This is a genomic window from Bartonella sp. CL435QHHD (genome assembly GCF_042195095.1).
Lineage (GTDB): Bacteria > Pseudomonadota > Alphaproteobacteria > Rhizobiales > Rhizobiaceae > Bartonella.
On record NZ_JBHINS010000010.1, the window covers coordinates 1 to 3,850 of the forward strand.

Consider the following 3,850-nt stretch of genomic DNA (forward strand, 5'->3'; position numbering starts at 1 on the left):
GTTGATTAACAGACGCGGTTTCATTTGCAATATTAGAGATAACGGGGGTGGTTTTTGAGATATTTGTCATAATTAAAACCTTACGGGTTAATAACGTTTTCAATTGACACTCTATAAGAGCATCGGGCGTTGAAAACACGGCCGTAAGTCCGTTGTTATGCTTTTCCCATAAATGGGTATTGTATGGCATAACCACGCCCGACAAAATTCTCATATACTAACAAAAGCATAAAAGATAGCCAGTATTTTAAAGACATGGGAGAGGCTGTTTCGTAACCTATCCGCTTACGGTTTAAGTGTTTTCATCACTTGAGTATTTATATAACAAAATACGTATTTATTGTCAAACAATATTTTATCTTTTTTATGTTTTTTCTTATTTTTTAAATACGTTATGTATTGATAATATCTTATGCTTATTAATTGCTTCTTTTATATTTATATGCTTTTAAAGCTATATTATAGGTTTTATGAAACGATTGCGTTATTTTCTGAATCTATACATTTATAATATTTAGAAACGCTCTCATTATGCGTATTTTTAGCTTTATAACCTATCATTTTTTTACTAAATGAATTTTAAATTTTTTGTGAATTTTGTTTATAAGGGGCTTTAATTTAAACGACCTTAATAGCACCGCGCTCTTATAACAAATGCTTTCATTTGCATTTTTGCTTTTTCTATAGCTGTTATATGCTTTATAGCCATGGCATCATTTTTCATGTTCATAAGAGAAATGATAAATAGGATATATGATAATTGTGATTTATAGACCGTTATGAAAACACTTATGAAAACATCTCAATAGAAACTGATCATTATAGAGATGAGCAAAATCCCTTTTAATAAACTTTTGTCATTTTTGTCAGTTCTTTTTAGAACCTATATCATTTTTTTTAAATGAGAGAAAATTAAAATCATTATATTTCAATAAGTTAAGTTTTATCAATTTTTCAAAATACAACTTATTAAAACAGCCATAACAAATAAATACAACTGTAAATATATATTTGTCAGTTTATGTCAGTACATTGAATCGACAAAAGTGATCATTTAGTGAATGATTAAAACATGTCTTATGAGAGTATGTGATCTTTTAAAGCCTTTCAAAAGAAAGGGATTATAATCATAATAAATGCTATCAAGACCATTATGGTTATGAGTTTTGGAGGTGCTTTTTACGCCCCCCTTTACATATTTTTCAATAAAAAATAAAAGTCATTATATTTCAATATGTTATTTTTTATCAATTTTTCAAAAAACAACCTATATCAATAGTACAACCTATAAATTCAACTAATGCTCTATGTTTTGTAAGGTTTTTGGGGGGGTAGAAACATTCAAAACCTATAAGTAATATAAGAAAATGAATATACATAACCCTCTTTAAATAAAGCTTCTGATAACAATAAAGCACTCATTTTAGATTACGGTTTAATCTTTTAAAGGCAATGTAAAAGAAGCGTATTCACTTTAAGATGGGATTTCTTAAAAGTCTTAAAGCAATTCAAAGTAGAGTATTTAAAAGTGTAAGTTTCTTCTTTTTAGAATAATGCATATAAACACTCCTTTTAAAGATTGTATCTAATCAACTTAACAAGAGAGGTATAGATTATGGTTATAAGATTCTATACCCCTTTGTGAGTTTAGCAAGCCAAGTCTATTCAGTTTCTCTAATTTCTAATTTTGGTAAGTTCTTAACGATTTTCATTGTCTCTAAACTTATGGTAATAACNATTATGGTTATAAGATTCTATACCCCTTTGTGAGTTTAGCAAGCCAAGTCTATTCAGTTTCTCTAATTTCTAATTTTGGTAAGTTCTTAACGATTTTCATTGTCTCTAAACTTATGGTAATAACCCTCTGAAATAACTCTAGAGGGTAGGCAGGGTTGCCAATGGTTTCAACAGCATAACGATTGGCATCATTAACAATGCCACTCTTTTTATCAGTCTTAACACATTGACGCCCCATAACCCATTCAAGAGCGGGTTTACCATTAACGATATACTCACAAGCGTCAAGAGGGATATCTGTTATTGTGATATTGTTATTATAAATAACAGTGGTTTTATCTTTCTCTTTACCTGCTTTTGCGAATTTCATTTCAGTCACGTAATAGAATTTTTCTGGATTAGAGATCTCTGTAACTTTTGGATTACCTTTTTTAAAGGTTACGGGATAAGGTTTTACAGTTTCATAATTCACGTGCAAATGATCCAGTTCACGCCCTGTTACAACAGAGTTCCGTTTTCGTATAAGGGGTTTAAGTCTCTTCAAAAGAATTAAAACGAAGCTTATTAAATCCATTTTGAACGAATTGAGAAAAAATGCAGAAAAATGCTAAAAAAGCCGATAATTTTTTCAAAAGAGTTTTTAAATGCTGTTTATCCGCAGCCCATGAGAGAGATCAGATCAGCAAAATAGTGAAATTTGCTGTTTATTTTATGGAAAAAAGACAAATGAAGCATGTGCTTTTAAAATATCATAATGATTATTTNTTCCGTTTTCGTATAAGGGGTTTAAGTCTCTTCAAAAGAATTAAAACGAAGCTTATTAAATCCATTTTGAATGAATTGAGAAAAAATGCAGAAAAATGCTAAAAAAGCCGATAATTTTTTCAAAAGTTTTTTAAATGCTGTTTATACGCAGCCCATGAGAGAGATCAGATCAGCAAAATAGTGAAATTTGCTGTTTATTTTATGGAAAAAAGACAAATGAAGCATGTGCTTTTAAAATATCATAATGATTATTTTGATAGGTTTTATGAGTCACTAAAATAATCTAGTTTGTTAGTTCAATTTACAGACACAAACTGACAAATATATATTATTGATTGTATTTAAGGTTGTATTGTCGATATAGGTTGTATCGTTAAAATACTAACATATTGAAATATAATGTTTTTAATTTTCTCTCATTTAAAAAAAATAATATAGGTTCTAAAAAGAACTGACAAGACTGACAAAACTCTTCTGATAAGGTCACTCAGATCATTTGCTTTTGNTCTAACATATTGAAATATAATGTTTTTAATTTTCTCTCATTTTAAAAAAATAATATAGGTTCTAAAAAGAACTGACAAGACTGACAAAACTCTTCTGATAAGGTCACTCAGATCATTTGCTTTTGGAAAAAAGTTCCTTGATGAGAATGCCATAAAAAGAGTTTTGCGTGGTTGTCTTAAAGACTTCAAAAGAGATTTCTTTATTGTTTTATGCTGTTGTTTTTAACCAAAGGATTCCATTCATACCGTCTATCAGGACGCCGACCTAATTCATTCCCCTCTATAGGAAATTCACGAATATAGTNTATTGTTTTATGCTGTTGTTTTTAACCAAAGGATTCCATTCATACCGTCTATCAGGACGCCGACCTAATTCATTCCCCTCTATAGGAAATTCACGAATATAGTTACAACGACATAAAAGCTCTAAAGCTTGCTTAACGGTTTGATTGTCTTTTAAAGATCTCCAACACCGTCTATAGATATCTCTTGCCGTAAAAACATTGGGTAAAAGATCACAGCGCTCTACAATTAATTTTGCACGCTCTGCTGTTAATGTATCATTCGCCGCATAAAGACGTTTTGCATGGCTTATCAGATATTCTTCCCAATATAAGGCTCTTTCAAGGGCATCTCTATTGATTTCAAAACGCCCCCCTTCACTCAATTCAAAAATCAATGCAAGGGTTGGTATGGTTTTATTCATTTTCAAAAGATGCGCTTGTAAACTTGATGAGAAATGACCTCCTTTGATTGTTCTTTGAAAATTTTCCCACCATACACGAAACATTTCTTGAGCTTCAGCAGAAAAGCGTATGGTAATAGGGTGTTTTGGTGATCCT

General features: G+C 30.3%; 1 protein-coding gene and 2 pseudogenes. All 3 read right to left on the bottom strand.

Features of this window, described 5'->3' with window-relative positions:
* A pseudogene (locus tag ACFILH_RS00495) lies at window positions 1–190 on the bottom strand (hypothetical protein); the annotation flags it as partial.
* Between the two features lie 1,596 nt (window positions 191–1,786).
* Window positions 1,787–2,242, bottom strand: a pseudogene (locus tag ACFILH_RS00500) (type ISP restriction/modification enzyme); the annotation flags it as partial.
* Between the two features lie 1,046 nt (window positions 2,243–3,288).
* Window positions 3,289–3,850, bottom strand: a 562-nt coding sequence (locus ACFILH_RS00505) for a DUF3987 domain-containing protein (protein WP_375667201.1), incomplete at its 5' end; no start/stop codon positions are given.